Here is a 17,984-nt window from a genome sequence, read left to right as displayed (position 1 = left end):
GCCGCCCTTTGGGGCGGTCTAGTCCATTCACTGTCGCCCGTTCCGGTCACGGTGTCATCCCCGCGAAAGCGGGGATCTCCGTTTCAAGACAGGGATTCCCGCTTTCGCGGGAATGACATCGTGGGTGGATGGGCAGGGACGGTGTTTGCCGCTGCCCATCCGTAGTCCATGATTTAGTAGCCGAGGCCCTTGCGGCGCTCGTATTCGCCGGCCGGGTCATTTTCGGCGGTGTAGAGCTTGGACTCGGTGATGATGAACTTTTCCGGCTCCGTGCCATCGGCAAGGTAGGCGGCGAGGGCGTCGAAGGCCGGGCCGGCCATGTTCGGGGTCAGTTCAACCGTGGCATTGGCTTCGCCGGCCGCGATGGCGGTAAAGATATCGGGCACGGCGTCGATGGAGACGACGAGGATGTCGGTGCCGGGCTTGAGGCCAGCGTCCTTGATGGCCTGGATGGCGCCGACAGCCATGTCGTCATTGTGGGCATAGACCGCGCAGATATCGGCGCCGCCATTGGAGGATTTCAGGAACGCTTCCATGACTTCCTTGCCCTTGGAGCGGGTGAAGTCACCGGTCTGGCTCTGGGTGATCTTGACGTTGGCAGCGCTGGCGATGCCTTCCTCAAAACCCTGCTTGCGATTGATGGCCGGGCTCGAACCCACGGTGCCCTGCAGTTCGACCACGTTGCAGTCCTTGCCGGCGACCTGGTTGACCAGCCACTCGCCGGCCGTGCGGCCTTCGAGGACCTGATCGGAAGCAACCGAGGTCAGGTAGAGGTCTTCGGGCGCATCGACGCCGCGATCGAGCAGGACGACCGGAATTTCGGCTTCCTGGGCTTCCTTCAGCACGTCTTCCCAGCCGGTGGCGACCACGGGGGCGATGAGGATGGCATCAACGCCCTGGGCGATGAATCCGCGCAGGGCCTTGATCTGGTTTTCCTGCTTCTGCTGGGCGTCGGCAAATTTCAGATCGACGCCACGGGCTTCCGCTTCTTGCTTCGTCACAGACGTTTCAGCCGCGCGCCAGCCCGATTCCGAGCCGATCTGCGAAAAACCGATAACCTTGCCGGTCAGGTCCTGCGCAAAGGCAGCAGTGGACAAGGCGGTAGCGAGGCCGGCCGCGAGGGCCAGCTTGGTAATGATGCTCACGATGGATCCTCCCAAAAGACCGCCCGGCGTTTCGCTTCGGGCGATGAGAGGACGCTATATAAAGTACTATTATATGTAAAGAGGGTTCGGAACGGGAACAAAAAACGGCGGCCCGAGGGCCGCCGTTTCAGTTGGGAGCTTTCCGGCATGGGACGGAAAGCTCTTGTTTTTGAGATGTTTAGTAGTCGAACTGCTTGGAGAGCGTCACCTTGAAGGTGCGCCCCTTCGAGCGGTCCGAAGCCAGATTGGGGCGGTAGTCGGCATCAAAGACGTTGTCGATCGATGCCTGGAACTGCGTGCCCGCAAACGGACCGGCTTCCGGCTTCCAGGAAGCGAAGAGGTCGAGCGTCTGATAGGCCTCCGCCGGGCCGTCGCCGCCGCTGGAGGTCGGGACGATGTACTCGCCCTTGGCGGCCAGCGTTACCCGAGCGCCGTATTCGAGGTTCCATTCCTGGTTGCGACCACCGACAGTGGCCACGATCTTGTTCTGGGGAACGGTCGTCAGCGGCTTGTTGGTCGTCAGATCGTCGCCGATCGTGAAGGTGTAGGCGAGGTTGGCGAACCAGGCGTCGGAGTTGTATGCGCCTTCGATTTCCACGCCATAAATGCGGGCAGCCGCGATATTGGCGTAGTAGGGAGGGGCGGCGACGCCGAAGGCCGGTGCCGTACCGGTCGAAGCGATCAGGTCGGTCAGATCGCTATAAAAACCGGTCGTCTTGATGCTGGCATTGTCGCCATTCTGAAGCAGGTCATAACCGCTCAGTGCAAAGCCACCTTCAACGGTATTTGCTTGCTCCTTGCGAAGACCAAGGCTCGCAACCTTGCCCGAGCTGCCGGTCGGGTTGGTGCCGGTGGGCCGTACTTCATCCGCGATCGAATAGAGCTCATCGATTGTCGGCAGGCGCTCAGTGTGCGCAAGCGAGCCAAACACCGAAATGTTGTCGTTGATCTCGTAATGCGCTGCGATCTTGGGCGAGAAGGCCGAGCCGTCGATTTCGCGGATGCCAGGCGTCGTTGCCTTCACCCAGTGGAAATCGCTGCGCAGGCCGGCAATGAGCGTCAGGCGCTCGTCGTAAATATACTCGTTCTGAGCAAACAGGCCGAGCTTGTTCTCAGTGCCTTCTGGGTGCGCCGGCAGGGCGAGCGCCGTCGCGGGACGCTTGGCCGTGCGGCCAAGCGTGCTGGCCTGGAAGCCGAAGGTGAAATAATTCTCGAAGTCTTCGCCGATCCATTCAACGGTATTGTCGGCCTGGAGCTGCCAAGTCTTGTAGCCGTAGATCGTGTCGGCCAGGACGTTGGTACCGGTCTGTGCGGTGGGCACACCCGTAGCGCTGCGATGGTTGAACTGATTGTTCTCGGTGTCGGAGAAGGACAGCGAAACATTCATGTCGAGCCATGGATTATCGCTGTCCGGGTTCTCATAGGACAGAACGGCGGTCTGGTCGGTAACCTTGCGGTCGATGATGCCGAACATCTGGTCGATCGTCATCCCGGGCGTGCCGGGCCGACCAACGACCAGGCCACCGCGGCCGCCGGTGCCGGTCTGGGCATAGGACTGGTTGAACGCTTCGCTGTACCAACGCTGGTAGGAAGCACGAATGACCTGCTCATTGTTGTCGCCGAAGCGGACGGTACCCTTGAGCAGCCCCGACCAGGTATCGAACGCAGACCCGGTCAGCGTTGTGCCCTGAGCCTGGGTGGCGTCCTCGGCGCGGCGCCAGATGCCGGTCGCCAACAGATCGACGTTCTCGTTCGCACGATGGGCAAGAACCACCGAGGTGGTCGTACCAAGACCATTGCTGTCAAAAGTTTCCTTGAGACGGACGGCGCCGGTTGCGCCATCGGCGATGAAATCGGAAGCGTCCTTGGTCGTGAAATTGATCACGCCGCCAAGCGCACCAGCGCCATAGAGGGTGGAGGAGGCGGGGCCGCGGAGAACTTCGATCTGCTTGTAAAGCTCGGGATCGGAGAAGAACGAGCCCATACGGTATTGTTCGTTGAACTTGGGCGTACCATCGACGTTGACGATGACGCGCGAGCCGTCCGAGGAGTTTTCCGGCGTGCCGATGCCGCGAATGTTGAACACTTCGCCGAAGGGCCGGACGCTGCCGGTGATGTTCACGCCCGGGACGTTGGCGAAAAGCTCGCCCGTCGTGGAGGCCTGTTCCTTGTCGAGATCTTCCTGATTGAGAACCGTCACGGCCTGCGGCGTGTTGATCGCGACCTTAGGCGCGCCGGCGCCGATGACCAGGCGCTCGAGAAGGGTAATATTTGTTGCGTTGGCATTCTGCGCGACAGCCCCCTGTTGCGCAACAATTGCCAGCGCGACGCCGCCCAAAAGCGCGGCCGCGCGTGACCTGACCAGCCCCATGTCTGTCTCCAGTTTCTTATCGGTTTTTTGTGATCGGTTGGCTGGCGGAAGGCTGGCAGACCGGCTGAAAGAATGCTGACTCTTTCAATCACCTATTGCGCAGATAATTTATTCTGTCTAAAGAAGTCAAGTTTAATTCTCCTGCCGCGACGTTTGTTGATGACGCCGCAACAGACTGACTTCATTGGATAAATTATGCCCGCGAATGATCTCCCATCCACAACAAACCAGTCGAAGATCGTCACCAGTGACGAGATCCTGGGTGGTGGAAACGAGATTCAGATCGAGCACAAGGGCATGATCTATCGTCTGCGGGTCACGCGGCAGGACAAGTTGATCCTCACAAAATAGGCCCTTCCCGTGACCGAGACCGTTGCCAAAACCGCTGAAGACATCCGCAGCCTTCGCGCGCTGCATCCGCAAATGCGTGAGCGCGATTTTGCGCGCATCCACGGCATTACCGAGGGCCAGCTTGTGGCCGCCGAAGTCGGCCGCACGGCCACCCGCATCAAGGCTGACGTGGAAGCCGTGCTGAAGGGTCTGCCGGGCGTGGGCGAAGTCATGGCGCTGACGCGCAATGAAAGCGCCGTGCACGAAAAGATCGGGCCCTACGAAAAGGCTTCGTTCAATCCGCACGCGTCCATCGTCTTGGGCGACCAGATCGACCTGCGCATTTTCCCGAGCCGCTGGGTCCATGGCTATGCCATCGAAAAGACCGCGGAAGACGGTTCTACAAAACGCTCGCTGCAGTTTTTCGATCGCGCCGGCAATGCCGTGCACAAGGTGCATGGGCGCCCGGCGACCGATGTTGCCGCATGGAATGCCCTCGTTGAGACGCTGCGCCATGACGAGCAGGTCGATGTCATCGAGGTGACGCCCTACCCGCCGACCAAGATCGAAGGCGAAGCCGCCAGCATCGATGCGCTGCGCGATGCCTGGTCGGCCATGACCGATACGCACCAGTTCTTCGGGCTGCTGAAGAAGCTCAATTTCCACCGTCTCGATGCCGTGGAAAGCGTGGGCGAGGATTTTGCCTGGCAGCTCGATCACACGGCCGTCGACGCCATGTTCCGCAAGGTGGCGGGCACCGACCTGCCGATCATGGTTTTTGTCGGCAATGACGGCTGCATCCAGATCCATTCGGACCCGATCACCAATGTCAGCGCCATGGGCCCCTGGCTCAACGTGCTCGACGAGACCTTCCACCTGCACCTGCGCCTCGACCATGTCGTGGCGGCCTGGGCCGTGCGCAAGCCGACCAAGGACGGGCACGTTACCTCGGTGGAGCTCTATGACGAGAACCGCGAGCTGATCATCCAGTTCTTCGGCCAGCGCCATGAAGGCGTGGACGAGCGCCCGGAATGGCGCGCCGTGGTCGAACAGCTGCCGCTTTTCTCCACTTCCAACGCCGCTTGAGATCTTTTGCAAATGCGCATTCGCACCCTGACTTCCCTTGCTGCCGCCCTGATGGCGGCCACTTTTGCGGTTGCCCCGGCTTCGGCCGAAGACCTGCACAAGTTCGCCGACACCGCCCGCCTCGTTTCCATCGGCGGCTCGCTCACCGAGATCTTTTATGAGCTCGGCGCCGAGGGCACGCTGGTTGCCCGCGACCAGACCGCGCTCTTCCCCGAAGCTGCAACAAAACTCCCGGACGTGGGCTATATGCGCGCCCTCGCGCCGGAAGGCGTGCTCTCGGTCAATCCGAGCGGCCTTCTCGTCATCGAAGGCAGCGGCCCGCCCGAAGCCCTCGAAGTGCTTTCGCATGCCGGCGTCGAATACCAGACCGTGCCCGAAGGATATTCGGCCGAAGGCGTGCTGGTAAAAGTGCGGGCCGTGGGTCAGGCGCTTGGTCTTGAAGACAAGGCCGAAGCGCTGGCGACCAAGCTTGAGGCCGATTTCGCTGCACTCAAGACCCGCACCGATGCCATCGCAGCTCCCAAGAAGGTGCTGTTCATCCTTTCTAACCAGGGTGGCCAGATCCAGGCTTCCGGCACCGGCACGGCGGCCAATGGCATCATTGCCCTCGCCGGCGCCACCAATGCCATCACCGAATATGAAGGCTATCGCCCGCTTTCCGAGGAAGCCATTACGGCTGCCGCGCCCGACGCTATCCTGCTGATGGATCGTGGTGGCGACCATGGCGCGACGGAAACCGAACTCCTCGCCAATCAGGCTATTGCCCTGACCCCGGCCGGCCAGAACAAGGCGATCTACCGTCTCGACGGCGCTTATCTGCTCGGCTTTGGTCCGCGTACGGCCGCTGCGGCGACCGAGCTGGCTGACCTGCTCGAAGCTGGGGCGCATAACTAAATATGGCTGGCACCATGACTCTACCCGCCAGCAACACACTGGCCCGGCCCGCAGGCGATCGCAGCCATATCGGACGCATCACGGTCATCGGCCTGGTCTTTGCACTGCTGGCAGCCATGGTGCTGTCCATGACGACCGGCGCCTCGGGTGCCTCGGCGATCAATCTCGTCGGGCACTGGCTCGGCTTTGGCACGGATGACGCAGCGGTCTTCAAAGACTATGCGGTGATCGTCAATATCCGCATGCCGCGCATGATCCTCGGCGTGCTCATCGGCGCGGGGCTGGCGGTGTCGGGCCTGCTCATGCAGGGGCTATTCCGCAATCCGCTGGCCGATCCCGGTCTTGTGGGCGTGTCGAGTGGTGCGGCGCTGGGCGCCGTCATTATCATCGTGCTCGGCGGTACGGCGCTGGCGCCATTCACCACCGCGCTCGGCATCTGGTCCCTGCCCGCGGCTGCCTTTGGCGGCGGGCTTCTCACCACTTTCGTGCTCTATCGCGTGGCGACGCGCGGGGGGCAGACGGCGATTGCCACCATGTTGCTGGCCGGTATTGCCATTGGCGCGCTGGCCGGAGCGTTCAGCGGCGTTCTGACTTATATTGCCAGCGAAAATCAACTGCGTGACCTGACTTTCTGGGGCATGGGGTCGCTGGCTGGCGCCACCTGGATCAAGGTTCTGGCGGCCGGGCCGATCATTTTCGTGGCGCTCGCTGCGGCCGGATTTCTGGCCAAGGGGCTCAATGCCATGACGCTGGGCGAAGCCACCGCATCGCATCTCGGCGTGCCGGTGCAGCGGTTCAAACGCATTACCATTGTGGCCGTGGCGGCGGCGACTGGGGCCTCGGTGGCGGTCAGTGGCGGTATCGGCTTTGTCGGCATTGTCGTGCCGCATCTGCTGCGTCTCGTGATCGGGCCGGACCACCGCTATCTGCTGCCGGCGAGCGCGCTGCTGGGCGCGACCTTCCTGCTGTTCTGCGACGCCTTGAGCCGCACCATTGTGGCGCCGGCTGAATTGCCCATCGGCATCGTCACGGCGGCCTTTGGCGGACCGTTTTTCCTCTGGATCCTGCTGCATCGCCGCAGCGCCTTTGCATGGTGAGATCAATGATTGCCATCGACAGCATTGATGTCAGCGTGGGCGGCCGCAAAATCCTGCACGGCGTTTCCATGGAAGCGCCGGCCGGAAAACTGACCGCAATCATCGGGCCCAATGGCTCGGGGAAATCAACGCTGCTGAAGGCGCTGTGCCGGGACTATGCCTATTCGGGCACGATCTTTCTCGATGGGCGCGACATTGCCACCATGAGCCCGGTGGAGATCGCAAGTCTTCGCGCCGTGCTGCCGCAATCGAGCAACCTGCCCTTCCCCTTCACCGTGCGCGAAGTCGTCGCCATGGGCCTCACCGCGGGGCGGCCGGGGGTGCATCCGCGCGCCTTGCAGCACCTGCCGGAAGAGGCGTTGGCGCGGGTCGATCTCGCCGGCTTTGGCGCGCGCTTTTATGGCGAGCTTTCGGGCGGTGAGCAGCAGCGCGTGCAATTGGCGCGCGTGCTGTGTCAGGTGTGGGAGCCGGTCATATCAGGCGTGCCGCGCTATCTCTTCCTCGACGAGCCGGTTTCGAGCCTCGACATCAAGCATCAGCTGATGATCATGGACGTGGCCAAAAGTTTTGCGCGCAGCGGCGGCGGCGTCATTGCCGTGCTCCACGATCTCAACCTGACGGCGCTTTATGCCGATGCGATCACGGCCCTCCGCGAGGGTCAGGTGGTGGCGAGCGGGCGGCCCGAAGCCGTGCTAACCGACTCGGTTTTGGAAGCCGTGTTCGACGTGCCGCTCAAGGTTGGCGCCGCGCCGAGGCCCGGTACGCCATTCGTGCTGCCGCAATCGGTGCAGCTCACAAAATCCATGCAGGTCGCCTGACCGCCCCTATTGCAGGGGCGGCTTGCTCAGAAAGTCGTTGCGATCGGCGGTCTTCACTCGCAGCCAGGATTCACGGCCCGAGCGGACGATACGCAGGGCGAATTCCGAGCCGGCGGGGGATTTGGACCAGAGTTTGCGGTAGAAATCGCCGAGACCTTCGACCTCTTCGCCGTCGAGTTCGGAGATGACGTCGCCGCTTTTGAGGCCGGCCTGCTCGGCCGGGCCGCCATCGGAAACATTCATCACCACGACGCCATTGTTGCGCTCGGCGGAGAAGACGCCGAGCCAGGGGCGAGCTTCGCGACGCGCCTGGCCGCGGGTTACGAGATCGTCGAGAATGGGTTTCAGAAGGTCGATGGGAACGACCATGTTGATGTCGGTGGTGTCGCCGGCCTGCAGCATTTGCAGGCGCAGCGAGCCGATGCCAATGAGATTGTCGTTTTCATCGAGCAGGGCCGCGCCGCCCCAGGAGGGGTGGTAGGGCGCGGTAAAGAGCGCCTCTTCGAGCATATATTCCCAGTAGCCGGCGAATTCCTGCTTGGCGACGATCTCGTTGACGACTTCGTCGCCCTCGCCATCGATGATGCGGCCGACGGCGCGCACCTTTGCGGCAGTGGAACTGCCGAGGCGCAAAGCGGGCAGGTCGAGATCGCCCATGGCCTGGACGAGGCCAAAGCCGGTTTCCTGATCATAGGCGACGACATGGGCCGGCAGGACGCGCTCGTCATGGGTCGTGAGCCAGACTTCCTCGGCTTCGGTGATGAGATAGCCGATGGTGACGATAAGACCTTCGTCATTGATCACCGCGCCGCTGCCTTCGCGCAGCGTGCCCAGAGTATTGGCGGTGAAGGCGGTTTCCGGGACGTGGGCCCTGAGGGCAACGATGGAATGGCGCGCATTGGTGGACATGGTGCATCCCCTGTTTGGCTTTTCCATTAGATATGGCGCATCGCGGCGGAAGCAAGGTTTTCGCGGTGCCGTGAAGTAGCCATTCAAAATTGAATGATAATCGCCTGATTTTGGCGAATTCTATTCGCTACTGAGGGGGCCTATCTTCTTTCCAACACGGAAAGGAATTTTGCCATGAACGGTATTGCTTCGACGAAGGAACGTGCGTCCGCTTTCAATGCCATCGTGCTGCAGAGGCTTGAGGGGCTGGCGGCGCTGGGGTTTGGTATTTTTGCCTATGCCTCACTCGGACAATCGTGGCTGGTCTTCGCGGTGCTGTTCCTGGCGCCCGATTTTTTCATGCTGAGCTATCTGCGCTCGGCGCGGGTCGGAGCGATGACCTATAATCTTGCGCACACCTATGTGGCGCCGGCGCTGCTGGCTCTGCTCGGCTTTCTCGTCGGGCCGCTGGCATTTGGGCTGGCGGCGATCTGGGTAGCCCATATCGGGCTCGACCGGATGCTGGGCTATGGGCTGAAGCTCGATGGCGGCTTTGAGCAGACGCATCTGGGGCTGATCGGAAAGGCGCGGCGGAAGTAGGAAAGGCCTACTTCACAACGCGATAATCCATATGCGTCACGTAGCGGGTAGCGCGGGCGCCGATGGGTTCGAGAGTAGCGGTGAGACCCTCCCAGAGGCGTTCGCCCTGCCCCACGATGAGCGGGACGATCTTCAAATGCAGGGTGTCGACGACGCCGGCATTGAGATAGTGGCGAAGGGTGGAGACGCCACCGGCGATGGAGACGTTGCGGTCGCCGGCTACTTCCCTGGCGCGGGATAGCGCCGCGTCATAGCCCTCGGTGACGAAGTGAAAAACCGTGCCGCCTTGCATTTCCAGGGGTTCGTGCTCGTAATGGGTCAGGACGAAGACCGGCGCGTGATAGGGCGGGTTGTCGCCCCACCAGCCGGTCCATTCCGGCTCCCAGACCGTGTCGCCGGGCGCCGCGAACATGTGGCGGCCCATGATGTAGGCGCCGTAATCGGTGATGGCCGCCACCTCAGCCTCGTTGTTCTCACGGTCCTGAAACATCCAGCGGGCAAGCTGCTGCGGATCGATCGTGCCGAAGGGTTTTTCGCGGGACTGGTGGAGGCCGGTACCAAAGCCATCCAGCGTCAGCATCATATGGGCAGATACGGTCTGGGGCATTTTGGGGCCTCGTAATTGTTAAGTTGTGACTTTAGTATTGGCGCGTGGGGTGGGTTTGTCAAGCTCCGTGTCGTCGCCCTCGGGCTTGACCCGAGGGTGTTGCACTTGCTGCGTCGAAGGTAAGTGAAGTGTCCTCGGGTCAAGCCCGAGGATGACGGCCTGTGGCGCGCGCCGCTAGGCCCGCGGCCTTGGCGTAAGGCCGTGCAAAAACAGCTGTTCGAGATAACGCGCTGCATCCTCGAACCGCCCTTCCCCGCCGCGAGCTTTGCCCAGCACGGCGCGGACCTGGACGTCGAAGTCGGCATAGTGCTGGGTGGTGGCCCAGATGGAAAAAATCAGGTGGTAGGGATCGGTGCGGGCGATCTTGCCCTCATCCATCCAGGTGAGAAGCACCTGGGCCTTTTCGTCGACCAGCGCCTTCAGGTCCACCTCGATCATATCGATGATGTGGGGCGCGCCGCGCAGCATTTCGTTGGCAAAGAGCCGGCTTTGGCGCGGGAAATCGCGGGCCATTTCAAGCTTTCGCCGGATGTAGGAGCGGATTTCGACGAAGGGGTCGCCGTCGGCGCGCATTTCTTCGAGCGGCGCCAGCCAGGTGACCAACAGCTCGGACATCAGGCGGCGATGAATCTCTTCCTTCTTCGGGAAATAATAGAGCAGGTTCGGCTTGCTCATGCCCGCGACCTCGGCGATCTGGTCGATGGTGGAGCCCCTAAAGCCGTGGGCGGAAAACACTTCCAGCGCCGCTTCGAGGATAATGTCCTGTTTCTCGCGCTGGATGCGCGTGAGCGGGCGCGGCTTTGCCGGAGCAGCCGCAGCAGCCTTCGCATCCGCCTTGTGCTGCCGCCTGGCGGAGGTCTGGGTGGGCTCTACTGTTTTCAGCTTTCGGGGCGCCATTTTCGCCTTGCGGGAATGAACAGGAGTGCTAACATTTTTCCAACTGGTCAAAAATCTTGGTTCCGTCGATGCGTGTCAAGCGCCAATCAGGAACGAAACGACCAGAGATGAAAAACGGGAGCGTCTAAGCCGTGTCCACCACAACTGTCGTGCCGAACGATCTCAACGCGTTCTGGATGCCTTTCACGGCTAATCGGCAATTCAAGAAGTCTCCACGCATGTTCGTGGCGGCCAAGGATATGCACTACACGACCTCGGATGGCCGCCAGGTGCTCGACGGCACCGCTGGCCTCTGGTGCTGCAATGCTGGTCACGCGCGCCCGAAAATCGTCGAAGCGATCGCGAAGCAGGCGGCGGAGCTGGATTATGCGCCGGCCTTCCAGATGGGTCATCCCAAGGCTTTTGAGCTGGCCAATCGGCTGATCGACATTGCGCCCAAGGGGCTCGACCATGTGCTCTTCACCAATTCCGGGTCGGAATCGGTGGAGACGGCGCTGAAGGTCGCGCTGGCCTATCATCGCGTGAAGGGCGAGGGCTCGCGCACCCGTCTCATCGGCCGCGAGCGCGCCTATCACGGCGTCAATTTCGGTGGCATTTCGGTGGGCGGCATTGTCACCAACCGCAAAATGTTCGGCACGCTGCTGGCCGGCGTCGACCACATGCCGCATACGCATAACCTTGCCAAGAATGCCTTCTCCAAGGGTCTGCCCGAATATGGCACGGAGCTGGCGGATGAACTCGAACGCATCGTCACGCTGCATGATGCCTCGACCATTGCGGCAGTGATCGTCGAGCCGGTGGCCGGTTCGACCGGTGTGCTCATTCCGCCGCCGGGCTATCTGAAGCGCCTGCGCGAAATCACCAAGAAGCACGGCATTCTGCTTATTTTTGACGAGGTCATTACGGGCTATGGCCGTCTCGGGACGCCGTTTGGCGCCGACTATTTTGACGTCGTTCCCGATATCATGGTCACCGCCAAGGGCCTGACCAATGGCGTCATTCCCATGGGCGCGGTGATGGTTTCGGCCGAAATCCACGATGCCTTCATGAATGGGCCGGAACACGTCATCGAGTTCTTCCACGGCTATACCTATTCGGGCAATCCGATCGCTTCGGCAGCGGGTCTGGCGACGCTCGAAACCTATAAGGACGAGGGCCTGCTTACGCGCGGCGCAGAACTGGCGCCGAAGTGGGAATCGGCGCTACACTCGCTCAAGGGCCTGCCGCATGTCATCGACATCCGCAATATCGGGCTTGTCGGTGCCATCGAGTTGGAGCCGATCGCCGGGCAGCCGACCAAGCGTGCCTTCTCGGCCTTCCTCAAGGCATTCGAGCAAGGCGTGCTCATTCGCACCACCGGCGATATCATTGCATTGAGCCCGCCGCTGATCGTTTCGGAAAGCCAGATCGACCAGATCGTGACCACACTCGCAGGCATCCTCAAAACGCTTGAGTGAAATGGAACAGAAATTCTATAGGTAGAAATATAGAATATTTGTTCCCAAGAAGGAGGGGAGGTTCTGATGCAGATCATCGAGAATGCCGTAGGCGGCAAGCGTTATGTGTCCAGTTCGACGCGGCGCGTACCCGTATTCAATCCGGCAACCGGCGAGCAGAGCGCGGAACTGCCGCTCTCGACGCTGGACGAGCTCAATGAGGCCGTGGCCAATGCGGTCAAGGCGCAGGTTGCCTGGGGCGCCACCCCGCCGATGAAGCGCGCCCGCGTCATGTTCAAGTTCAAGGCGCTGCTCGATCAATATGCCGACGATCTCGCGCGGGAAATTTCGAAGGAGCATGGCAAGGTACATGACGATGCGCTGGGCGAAGTGGCGCGCGGCATCGACTGCGTCGACTTTGCCTGTGGCATTCCGCATCTGCTGAAGGGCGAATTCAGCCGCAATGTCGGGCCGTCGATCGATTCTTATTCGGATCGCCAGCCGCTTGGTGTCGTTGCCGGCATTACCCCGTTCAACTTCCCGGCCATGGTGCCGATGTGGATGTATCCGGCCGCAATCGCCTGCGGCAATGCGTTTATCCTAAAACCGTCGGAGCGCGATCCCTCGGCGCCGATGCTGGCCTGGAACCTGTTCATGGAAGCGGGCCTGCCCGAGGGCATTCTCAATGTCGTTCATGGCGACAAGGAAATGGTCGACGGGATCTTGGACCATCCGGATGTGAAGGCTGTGTCCTTCGTTGGTTCGACCCCGATTGCTGAGTACGTTTACCAGCGCGGCACGAAAGCGGGAAAACGCGTGCAGGCTCTGGGCGGCGCCAAGAACCATATGATCATCATGCCCGATGCCGATCTCGACCAGGCGGCCGATGCGCTGATGGGTGCCGGCTATGGTTCGGCCGGCGAACGCTGCATGGCGATTTCGGTGGCGGTGCCGGTGGGCAAGGCGACGGCAGATGCGCTGGTCGCAAAGCTCAAGCCGCGTGTTGAAAGCCTCAAGATCGGGCCGGCGACCGACAAGGACGCCGAAATGGGTCCGGTGGTCACCAAAATGCACCGCGACAAGATTCTCGGATACATCGACTCCGGTGTCGAACAGGGCGCCGAGCTCGTTGTCGATGGCCGCGGCTTCTCGCTGCAGGGCTATGAGAACGGCTACTATGTCGGCGGCACGCTGTTCGACAATGTCGAGCCGGACATGAAGATCTACAAGGAAGAGATCTTTGGGCCCGTGCTCTCCGTCGTCCGTCGCGACAGTTTTAAGGACGCCGTCGACCTGATCCACGGGCATGAATATGCCAATGGTACGGCGATCTTTACCCGCGATGGCGACGCCGCGCGTGAATTTGCCGACAAGATCGAAGTGGGCATGGTGGGCATCAATGTGCCGATCCCGGTGCCGGTGGCCTATCACTCCTTCGGTGGCTGGAAACGCTCGCTGTTTGGTGACCATTCCATCTATGGGCCCGAAGGCGTGCATTTCTATACGAGGCTCAAAACCGTCACGACCCGCTGGCCCGCCGGCATCAAGGGTGGGGCGGAGTTCACGTTCCCGAGCCTGAAGTAGCGCTACCGGCCCCGCCCTCGCATTGCGACGGCGGGGCTGTTTCTATGACCAACCAGAACTATGAGCAAACCATGACCTCTCCCGGTGAAAACCTTCGTATCAATGGCGATCGGCTCTGGGAGAGCCTGATGGACATGGCCAAGATTGGCCCGGGCATTGCCGGCGGCAATAACCGCCAGACGCTGACCGACAGCGACAAGGAGGGCCGTTCGCTCTTCCAGCGCTGGTGCGAGGAAGCGGGCCTCACCATGGGTGTCGACAAGATGGGCACCATGTTCATGACACGCGCCGGGACCGATCCCGATGCGCTGCCGGTCTATATCGGCAGCCACCTCGATACGCAGCCGACCGGCGGCAAGTATGACGGCGTGCTGGGCGTGCTTGCGGGGCTCGAAGTCGTGCGCTCGATGAATGATCTCGGGATCAAGACAAAACATCCGATCGTCGTGACCAATTGGACCAATGAAGAGGGCGCACGCTTTGCGCCGGCCATGGTCGCCTCGGGCGTTTTTGCGGGCGTCCACACGCTCGACTACGCCTATGGCCGCAAGGATATGGACGGAAAGCTTTTTGGCGATGAGCTGAAGCGGATCGGCTGGGTCGGCGAGGAAGAAGTGGGCGCGCGGAAAATGCACGCCTATTTCGAGTATCACATCGAGCAGGGGCCGATCCTCGAGGCGGAGGAAAAGCAGATCGGTGTCGTCACCCATTGCCAGGGGCTCTGGTGGCTGGAATTCACGCTGACCGGGCGGGAGGCACATACCGGCTCGACGCCAATGACCATGCGCGTCAATGCCGGGCTCGCCATGGCGCGGATCTTTGAGGCTGTGCAGGCAATCGCGATGAGCGAACAGCCGGGCGCCGTGGCGGGTACCGGCCAGGTGAAGTTTTCGCCCAATTCGCGAAACGTGCTGCCCGGCACAGTGGTGTTCACGGTCGATTTGCGTACGCCGAGCCAGGAAAAACTTGATCGCATGCGGGCGACGATCGAGGCCAAGGCGGCGGAGATCTGCGCGGAGCTGGGCGTTGGGTGTTCGGTCGAGGCCGTTGGGCACTTTGATCCGGTGACGTTCGATCCGACGCTGGTCGGCCGCGTGCGCTCGGCGGCGGAGAAGCTTGGGTACAGCCACATGAATATCATCTCCGGCGCAGGGCATGATGCGTGCTGGGCGGCGAAGGTGGCGCCGAGCACGATGGTCATGTGCCCCTGCGTCGGCGGGCTCTCGCACAATGAAGCCGAGGATATTTCCATGGAATGGGCCGCCGCGGGCTGTGACGTGCTGTTCCATGCCGTGGTCGAAACGGCGGAGATTGTGGAGTGAGGTTCAACACCTCCTCACGCGTCGGTCTTACCAGCCACCTCTCCCTTCGGGGGAGAGGTGAAGAAGGAGCCGCAGGCCCATAGGAAACTAATAACAGTCCCACCGAGGCGCTGAGGGGTGCGTGGTGGGGTTGAGAGAATGCAAGGGAACGAAGATATGAGCAAAGTTATCAGGGGCGGCACCGTCGTCACGGCTGATCTCAGCTATGTGGCTGATGTGAAGATCGACGGCGATGTGATCGTCGAGATCGGCCAAAACCTTTCGGGCGACGAAATTCTCGATGCCAGCGGCTGCTACATCATGCCCGGCGGCATTGATCCGCATACCCATCTCGAAATGCCCTTCATGGGCACCTATTCGGCCGACGATTTTGAAAGCGGCACCCGCGCGGCACTGTCGGGCGGCACGACCATGGTCGTGGACTTCTGCCTGCCCAGTCCCAATCAATCGCTGCTTGAAGCCCTGCAGATGTGGGACAACAAGACCGGCAAGGCGAACACCGATTATTCGTTCCACATGGCGGTCACTTGGTGGGGCGAGCAGGTGTTCAATGAAATGGCCGAGGTGGTCGATCGCGGCATTACCTCGTTCAAGCATTTCATGGCCTATAAGGGCTCGCTGATGGTGAACGACGACGAGATGTTCGCCTCGTTCCAGCGCTGTGCGGCGCTTGGGGCCCTGCCGCTGGTGCACGCCGAGAATGGCGATGTCGTTGCAGCGATGACGGCAAAGCTGCTTGCCGAGGGCAACAATGGCCCCGAAGGCCATGCCTATTCGCGGCCGCCTGAGGTCGAGGGCGAAGCGACCAATCGGGCCATCATGATTGCCGATATGGCCGGAGTACCGCTTTATGTGGTGCATACGAGTTGCGAGCAGGCGCATGAGGCCATTCGCCGGGCACGGCAGAAGGGTATGCGCGTCTATGGCGAGCCACTGATCCAGCATCTGGTCTTGGACGAGACCGAATATTTCAATCCCGATTGGGACCATGCGGCGCGGCGTGTGATGTCGCCGCCCTTCCGCAACAAGCAGCATCAGGATTCGCTCTGGGCCGGTTTGCAGGCAGGGTCGCTCTCCTGCGTGGCGACCGACCATTGCTCCTTTACCACCGCGCAAAAGCGCAATGGGGTGGGCAATTTTTCCAAGATTCCGAACGGGACGGGCGGGCTCGAAGATCGTCTGCCGGTGCTGTGGACGGCGGGGGTCAATACCGGCAGGCTGACGCCGAACGAGTTCGTGGCGGTGACATCAACCAACATCGCAAAGATCCTCAACATGTACCCCAAGAAGGGTGCGGTGATGGTTGGCGCGGACGCCGATCTGATCGTCTGGGACCCGAAACGGAAGAAGACGATCACGGCGGCCAAGCAGCAGTCGGTGATCGACTACAATGTGTTTGAGGGCTTTGAGGTGACCGGCCTGCCGCGCTTCGTGTTGAGCCGCGGCAAGGTTTCCATCGTCGAGAACGAGGTGAAGGCCGAGCCGGGCCATGGCAAGTTCGTGGCCCGCGAGGCCAAGAACCCGGTCAACCGGGCTCTCAGCCAGTGGAAGGAATTGGTCGCCCCGCGAAGAGTCGAGCGCGCGGGCATCCCGGCTACGGGGGTGTGATGGCAAAGCCGATCAGTCTGGGCATCATTGTCCTTGTCGCGGGGGCCAGCGCGGCCTCCGCAGCGAGCCTCGTCCTGCCGCATGATCGCTATGGCAACAAGGAAGGTTGCGAATATCTCGCTACCGGCAATGTCGACAGCGATGGGTTGCAGCATCTGACGAAGGATTATCTGGCGACCTATGCCACCGGTTGCATGATTGTCGATGTGCATGCCGATCCCGCCGGCAATCAGCGGGCCGCAGGCATTTGCGGCTATGAAGGCGAGGAAATGCTGGGCGCCGAAGATTTTATCGTCGCCGCGCCGCTCTCTTCCGGAACATTGAAAATTTACACCGCAACGGGCGAGACCTGGGGCGAGTTGGAGCCGTGTTTGTGACGACCCCTACCGTAGTTTCCGCCGAACATCTCGGCCTGACTTTTTCGACCAATGATGGCGATGTCATTGCCCTCAGCGATGTCAACCTGACCATCGAGAAGGGCGAATTCGTTTCCTTTATCGGGCCTTCGGGCTGCGGCAAGACGACGTTTTTGCGCACCATTGCCGATCTCGAACAGCCGACCTCCGGGGCGCTGCATATCAACGGCCAGACGCCGGAAGAGGCGCGAAAGGCGCGCGCCTATGGCTATGTGTTTCAGGCACCGGCGCTTTACCCCTGGCGCACCATCGAGAAGAACGTCGCGCTGCCGCTCGAAATCATGGGCTATTCGGCCGCCGAGCAGGCCGAGCGCATCAAGCGCACGCTGGAACTGGTCAACCTTTCCGGGTTCGAGAAAAAATTCCCCTGGCAGCTGTCGGGCGGCATGCAGCAGCGCGCCTCCATTGCCCGCGCTTTGGCGTTTGACGCCGACCTCCTGCTCATGGACGAGCCGTTCGGGGCGCTCGACGAGATTGTCAGGGATCACCTCAATTCGGAACTTTTGAAACTCTGGGACCGGACGAAGAAGACGATCTGCTTTGTGACGCACTCCATCCCCGAGGCGGTTTATCTGTCGACGAAAATCGTGGTGATGTCACCGCGGCCCGGGCGCGTGACCGATATCATCGAGAGCAACCTGCCCAAGGAAAGGCCGCTCGATATTCGCGAAACGCCGGAGTTTTTGGCGATTGCGGCGCGGGTGCGCGATGGGCTGCGGGCCGGGCATTCCTATGAGGAGGTGGTGTAATGCTTCGAGCCGTCCCTCAGGGCAAATCGGTCCGGTGGACCGATTTGAGGCGAGAAGGCCATGAGAGCTATGCTCTAATGGCTGGCTCACGTCATTCCGCCGAGAGCGTTGGCGCGTGGGGAGAGACACCCCCACC

At 61.4% G+C, this 17,984-nt stretch carries 17 protein-coding genes; 12 read left to right on the top strand and 5 right to left on the bottom strand.

Features of this window, described 5'->3' with window-relative positions; translation table 11 throughout:
* Positions 1 to 173: 173 nt before the first annotated feature.
* Together ytfQ and NVV77_RS13185 are read right to left on the bottom strand one after the other, a co-directional pair.
* Positions 174 to 1,145, bottom strand: coding sequence for a galactofuranose ABC transporter, galactofuranose-binding protein YtfQ (gene ytfQ, locus NVV77_RS13190; protein WP_295413988.1), 972 nt, complete (start codon positions 1,143 to 1,145; stop codon positions 174 to 176).
* Between the two features lie 178 nt (positions 1,146 to 1,323).
* Positions 1,324 to 3,516, bottom strand: a complete 2,193-nt coding sequence (locus NVV77_RS13185; RefSeq protein ID WP_295413985.1) for a TonB-dependent receptor — start codon at positions 3,514 to 3,516, stop codon at positions 1,324 to 1,326.
* 195 nt (positions 3,517 to 3,711) lie between these two features.
* On the opposite strand from NVV77_RS13185, the gene hemP reads away from it, so the two are divergent.
* From hemP to NVV77_RS13160, 5 genes are read left to right on the top strand one after another with little or no spacing between them, the layout of a single operon-like run.
* The gene (gene hemP / locus NVV77_RS13180) at positions 3,712 to 3,867 is read left to right on the top strand and encodes a hemin uptake protein HemP (RefSeq protein ID WP_295413983.1); all 156 of its coding nucleotides are present in this window, start codon (positions 3,712 to 3,714) and stop codon (positions 3,865 to 3,867) included.
* Between the two features lie 9 nt (positions 3,868 to 3,876).
* Complete coding sequence (locus tag NVV77_RS13175; RefSeq protein ID WP_295413980.1) at positions 3,877 to 4,932, top strand: ChuX/HutX family heme-like substrate-binding protein; 1,056 nt, start codon at positions 3,877 to 3,879, stop codon at positions 4,930 to 4,932.
* A gap of 12 nt (positions 4,933 to 4,944) precedes the next feature.
* Positions 4,945 to 5,826 carry a hemin ABC transporter substrate-binding protein gene (locus NVV77_RS13170; protein ID WP_295413977.1) on the top strand — a complete coding sequence of 294 codons (882 nt, stop codon included), beginning with the start codon at positions 4,945 to 4,947 and terminating at the stop codon, positions 5,824 to 5,826.
* A 14-nt stretch (positions 5,827 to 5,840) separates the two neighbouring features.
* Positions 5,841 to 6,923 (top strand): iron ABC transporter permease, encoded by a 1,083-nt coding sequence (locus NVV77_RS13165; RefSeq protein ID WP_295413976.1) that lies wholly within the window; start codon positions 5,841 to 5,843, stop codon positions 6,921 to 6,923.
* 5 nt (positions 6,924 to 6,928) lie between these two features.
* A complete protein-coding gene (locus NVV77_RS13160) occupies positions 6,929 to 7,741 on the top strand; it encodes a heme ABC transporter ATP-binding protein (RefSeq protein WP_295413974.1) in 813 nt (270 codons plus the stop codon).
* A 6-nt stretch (positions 7,742 to 7,747) separates the two neighbouring features.
* Here the strand turns inward: NVV77_RS13160 and NVV77_RS13155 are convergent, their stop codons facing one another.
* On the bottom strand, positions 7,748 to 8,650 hold the full coding sequence (locus tag NVV77_RS13155; RefSeq protein ID WP_295413972.1) for a S1C family serine protease: 903 nt from the start codon (positions 8,648 to 8,650) through the stop codon (positions 7,748 to 7,750).
* Positions 8,651 to 8,824: 174 nt separating this feature from the next.
* Here NVV77_RS13155 and NVV77_RS13150 point away from each other — a divergent pair, with 174 nt between their 5' ends.
* Entirely contained in the window at positions 8,825 to 9,229 is a 405-nt protein-coding gene (locus tag NVV77_RS13150; protein ID WP_295413969.1) for a DUF4260 domain-containing protein, read from the top strand.
* A gap of 7 nt (positions 9,230 to 9,236) precedes the next feature.
* On the opposite strand, the gene NVV77_RS13145 is transcribed toward NVV77_RS13150, so the two are convergent.
* Both NVV77_RS13145 and NVV77_RS13140 read right to left on the bottom strand, forming a co-directional pair.
* A complete protein-coding gene (locus NVV77_RS13145) occupies positions 9,237 to 9,836 on the bottom strand; it encodes a dihydrofolate reductase family protein (RefSeq protein WP_295413967.1) in 600 nt (199 codons plus the stop codon).
* A 174-nt stretch (positions 9,837 to 10,010) separates the two neighbouring features.
* Positions 10,011 to 10,733 carry a TetR family transcriptional regulator C-terminal domain-containing protein gene (locus NVV77_RS13140; protein ID WP_295413964.1) on the bottom strand — a complete coding sequence of 241 codons (723 nt, stop codon included), beginning with the start codon at positions 10,731 to 10,733 and terminating at the stop codon, positions 10,011 to 10,013.
* A 176-nt stretch (positions 10,734 to 10,909) separates the two neighbouring features.
* Between NVV77_RS13140 and NVV77_RS13135 the strand changes: the two genes are divergently transcribed.
* The 6 genes from NVV77_RS13135 to NVV77_RS13110 all read left to right on the top strand — a co-directional run bounded on the left by NVV77_RS13135 (position 10,910) and on the right by NVV77_RS13110 (position 17,848).
* Positions 10,910 to 12,190, top strand: coding sequence for an aspartate aminotransferase family protein (locus NVV77_RS13135; RefSeq protein ID WP_295414462.1), 1,281 nt, complete (start codon positions 10,910 to 10,912; stop codon positions 12,188 to 12,190).
* Between the two features lie 66 nt (positions 12,191 to 12,256).
* Positions 12,257 to 13,753: a CoA-acylating methylmalonate-semialdehyde dehydrogenase gene (locus tag NVV77_RS13130; protein ID WP_295413962.1), complete on the top strand. Its 1,497-nt coding sequence runs from the start codon at positions 12,257 to 12,259 to the stop codon at positions 13,751 to 13,753.
* A 71-nt stretch (positions 13,754 to 13,824) separates the two neighbouring features.
* The gene (locus NVV77_RS13125; protein WP_295413960.1) at positions 13,825 to 15,075 is read left to right on the top strand and encodes a Zn-dependent hydrolase; all 1,251 of its coding nucleotides are present in this window, start codon (positions 13,825 to 13,827) and stop codon (positions 15,073 to 15,075) included.
* Between the two features lie 156 nt (positions 15,076 to 15,231).
* Positions 15,232 to 16,683 (top strand): dihydropyrimidinase, encoded by a 1,452-nt coding sequence (gene hydA, locus NVV77_RS13120; RefSeq protein ID WP_295413959.1) that lies wholly within the window; start codon positions 15,232 to 15,234, stop codon positions 16,681 to 16,683.
* Entirely contained in the window at positions 16,683 to 17,060 is a 378-nt protein-coding gene (locus tag NVV77_RS13115) for a hypothetical protein (protein ID WP_295413957.1), read from the top strand. Before hydA ends, NVV77_RS13115 begins: the two co-directional genes overlap by 1 nt.
* The gene (locus NVV77_RS13110) at positions 17,051 to 17,848 is read left to right on the top strand and encodes an ABC transporter ATP-binding protein (protein ID WP_295413956.1); all 798 of its coding nucleotides are present in this window, start codon (positions 17,051 to 17,053) and stop codon (positions 17,846 to 17,848) included. The genes NVV77_RS13115 and NVV77_RS13110 overlap by 10 nt, the downstream gene beginning before the upstream one ends.
* Positions 17,849 to 17,984: the final 136 nt, after the last annotated feature.

The organism is Devosia sp. (genome assembly GCF_024707125.1).
GTDB lineage: Bacteria > Pseudomonadota > Alphaproteobacteria > Rhizobiales > Devosiaceae > Devosia.
This window is presented reverse-complemented; position numbering and strand designations above follow the sequence as displayed.